At 74.9% G+C, this 2,848-nt stretch carries 4 protein-coding genes and 1 pseudogene; 2 read left to right on the forward strand and 3 right to left on the reverse strand.

What is annotated here, in order from left to right; translation table 11 throughout:
- Positions 1 to 199: 199 nt before the first annotated feature.
- The gene (locus tag AEQ27_RS14780) at positions 200 to 802 is read right to left on the reverse strand and encodes a hypothetical protein (protein WP_054147364.1); all 603 of its coding nucleotides are present in this window, start codon (positions 800 to 802) and stop codon (positions 200 to 202) included.
- A gap of 76 nt (positions 803 to 878) precedes the next feature.
- Between AEQ27_RS14780 and AEQ27_RS14785 the strand changes: the two genes are divergently transcribed.
- On the forward strand, positions 879 to 1,475 hold the full coding sequence (locus tag AEQ27_RS14785) for a hypothetical protein (protein ID WP_054147365.1): 597 nt from the start codon (positions 879 to 881) through the stop codon (positions 1,473 to 1,475).
- A gap of 63 nt (positions 1,476 to 1,538) precedes the next feature.
- On the opposite strand, the gene AEQ27_RS14790 is transcribed toward AEQ27_RS14785, so the two are convergent.
- Positions 1,539 to 2,108, reverse strand: coding sequence for a GNAT family N-acetyltransferase (locus tag AEQ27_RS14790; RefSeq protein WP_054147366.1), 570 nt, complete (start codon positions 2,106 to 2,108; stop codon positions 1,539 to 1,541).
- Between the two features lie 212 nt (positions 2,109 to 2,320).
- Here AEQ27_RS14790 and AEQ27_RS17915 point away from each other — a divergent pair, with 212 nt between their 5' ends.
- Complete coding sequence (locus AEQ27_RS17915) at positions 2,321 to 2,473, forward strand: hypothetical protein (RefSeq protein ID WP_161805561.1); 153 nt, start codon at positions 2,321 to 2,323, stop codon at positions 2,471 to 2,473.
- 116 nt (positions 2,474 to 2,589) lie between these two features.
- Here AEQ27_RS17915 and AEQ27_RS14800 read toward each other — a convergent pair.
- Positions 2,590 to 2,848: pseudogene (locus AEQ27_RS14800) on the reverse strand (hypothetical protein); the annotation flags it as partial.

Genomic DNA, 2,848 nt, shown 5'->3' on the forward strand with positions numbered 1-2,848 from the left:
CCGGTGCGCTCGTCGCCAGCCGCCTGCGCCCGCGTCGCCGCTGAGCCCGGCCCGACCGCTCCGCGGCCGTCACGCCGCCACGCCGCCACGCCGCCCCGCCGCCACGATGTACACAGCCCGCCACGAGATCTCGTGGCGGGCTGTGTACATCGTGGCGGGGGAGGGCGTGGGGGGGGGCGTCGTGGCGGCCGGCCGGCCCTTACGGGGCGGGGGCCCCCCGCGCCCGGGGGGCGCGGGCGCCCCCTTCGGCCCCCCCCTTGTCCCGCGTCCCCGGGAAGGTGAACCGCCCGAACTTCCCGGGGGGGTCGTGCGGGCTGACCGGGCGTGCGATCGAGGAGGCGCGGATCACCTCGACCAACAGGTCGCGTCGGGCGTCGTCGAGCACGGGCGTCGACCGCTCCCGCAGCAGCACTGACGCCGTCGGCCCTCGACGACGGCCGATCTTCAGCAGCAGGCCGGCCCGGTCGCCGTCACTCAGCCCCACGAGCTCGGCCCGTTCGACCTGGTCGAACGGCACCACGCGATGGCGGATGCGCAGTCGACGACCCTCGAGGTCGATCGCGAACGGGGCGTTCAGCCACAGCACGACGTTCCACCCGACGGCGGCCGCGGTCGCCCAGAACACGAACGCGACCGGCACGGCGATCGGGCCGAACAGATCGACCATCGACTCGCCACCTCGCGAGAAGAACGCACCGGCCGTCCCGAAGATCACGATCGCGGGCAGGAACACCCGCATCGCCCGCACCAGCACGCGCTGCTTCGGCTCGTCGTCGAACACGACCCAGGTCTCGTCGGGCATGCCGTCACGGTACCGGGCGACGGCTCCGGAGGCACCGGGACGGGCCCGTCACTCCCCCTGGTGTAGACAGTCCCTCATGGACAAGGCCGTGCCCGACCCGCCCCGGAGCCGCTCGGAGCAGAAGCTGCGGGGCGGCCAGTGGTGGACGCTCGGCTGGCAGGTGCTCGTGGCCGTGATCTTGGTCGCCCAGTTGTCGTGGCGTCACGCGAACGACGGACCGGACGGCCTCTGGTACGTGATGGCGGTCTTCATCGTCGTGTACGCCATCGCCCTCGTCGGACTCGTCCTCCGCGTGTTCGCGATCACGTCCTGGCGACGACTCCCCGTGGAAGCCGGCGAGCGCCTCCTCTGGGGCACCTTCGCCGAGCGCGTCCTGCCGACCGGAGGCGCGGCCTACCCCGGTCGCTTCGCCCTGTCCACGACGCGGTTGCGCTACCTGCCGGACGCGGTCTCGCGCCTCCGTGGGGTGACGGACGAGGAGTGGCCCGCCACCGCCCTGCACGACGTCCGTGTCACACCGGTCGACGAACGCCGGCGCCGCCGCGGCGGCCGCTGGGTGATGGTCGACGCCGACGGCGGCCCCCCGATCACGCTGATGTCGAACGAGGCGCACCTCGTCGCCGACGAGCTCTTCGAGGCGCTCCGCGTCGCCTCGCCGGCCACCCGCGACTGACGTCCCCTACGGACTCGCGCCGCGAACGTCGCCGTCGCGGGCACGAGCACGCGACCCACCCGCTCAGGCGAGCCGCGCCTCCAGACCGGCCCGCACATCGGGCCACTCGCCACGCACGATCGAGAAGTAGGCCGTGTCGCCCACGGTGCCGTCGGCGGCGACCCGGTGCGACCGGAGCACCCCCTCGGGCACGGCGCCCAACCGGCGGATCGCCGCCGCACTCCGCAGGTTGCGGGCATCGCAGCGCAGTGCGACCCGGTTCAGCCCGAGGGTGTCGAACGCGTGCCCGAGCAGCAGCAGCTTCGTCGCAGGGTTCGTCCGTCCGCCCCAGAACGCGCGGGCGTACCAGGTGCTGCCGATCTCGACCCGCCCCTGCGCCGGCACGAGGTCGTAGAGCGTCGTCGTGCCCCGCACCTCGCCGTCGTCCGCGCCGCGCACCGTGAACGCGAGGGTCGTCGGGTTCGCGAGCTGCGCCTCCACGTGCTCGGCGTACGCCTCGACGCTCGCCGGTCGCGGCGTCACCATGCCCGCCCACAGCGCGTCGTCGGTCAGCGGCCAGAGAGCGGCCGCGTCGGCCACCTCGAGCGGGTCGAGCCGCACGCCGCCACCGGCCAGCCGCACGTCGTGGATCATCGGACTCCGCCCCGCGCACTCATGCGCACGATCCTAGGGAACGGCGACGAGGAGGCGCGGTGCCGGTCCTCGACGGCCGGTCGCGTCGCCTCGTGCGGATCGGCTACGGTGATCGCTCGACAGCCCACGAACTGGGGGCCGCGGCACGACCCCACCGTGCCGCACCATCGTCTGACGCGTCCGACCCGACGGGCCCGCCCGAGGAGACATCCATGAGCACTCACGACACCCCGACGCGCCTGCGCGAGGACGACGTCGACGGCGTCGTCTGGGACACCGCCCAGGAGGCGCGACTCGCGTCCGCCCCCGCCCGCACCTCGACCGCGGCCGCGACCCTGCCCGCCCAGGGCTCCGCCGCCGTCTGACCCGGCGCCCCGCGCCCGCGTCCGCCCCTGCCCGAACGCAGAACACCGTCGAGTGGACAGGGCACCGTGGCAGAACGCGGTGTCCCGTCCACTCGACGGTGTCCTGATCCGATCGACTACCGCCGGTCGGCGTCGTCCCGCTCGTCCCGCTCGTCGGCCCCGTCGAGCGGCGCGACCGGAGCCCCGGTCGCGACCGCGCCGGCGGTCGCGGCCTCCGACGCCGTCCCGGCACCGCGCCTCGCGGCACGCCCCGCGCCGCGACCCCGCGCGGCTCGCTCGGCCGCCCCGAGCTGCCCGGCCTCGTCGCCCGACAGCGCCTCGCCGCGCGACACCATGCCCGCCACGTCGGAGAGCTTGATCTGCGGCAGGAAGAGG

The sequence above is a fragment of the Frigoribacterium sp. RIT-PI-h genome, from assembly GCF_001297205.1.
Taxonomy (GTDB): Bacteria; Actinomycetota; Actinomycetes; order Actinomycetales; family Microbacteriaceae; genus Frigoribacterium.